This is a genomic window from Fructilactobacillus sp. X1R3C1 (assembly GCF_059901545.1).
Genome location: NZ_JBWXUT010000027.1, coordinates 1 through 247 on the forward strand (window position 1 = coordinate 1; position 247 = coordinate 247).

Consider the following 247-nt stretch of genomic DNA (forward strand, 5'->3'; position numbering starts at 1 on the left):
TGCTGACCCTGGCCTCGGGCCTGATCCTGCTTGGCGAGAAGCTGTACTTCGCCAAGCGTCGCGCCCAGCGCGCGGGCCTGCTCGATTCCGAGCCGGTGCTGGTGGACTACTCGCGTGCGTTCTTCCCGGTGCTGGCGATCGTGCTGATCGTGCGCAGTTTCATCGCCGAGCCGTACAAGATTCCGTCCAGCTCGATGATGCCGAACCTGTTGATCGGTGATTTCATCCTGGTCAACAAGTTCTCGTA

General features: G+C 61.1%; 1 protein-coding gene. It reads left to right on the forward strand.

All coding sequences use genetic code 11. The features are described from left to right. On the forward strand, nt 1–247 hold a 247-nt coding region (locus tag AC6UD8_RS07065), incomplete at both ends, for a S26 family signal peptidase (RefSeq protein WP_500723602.1).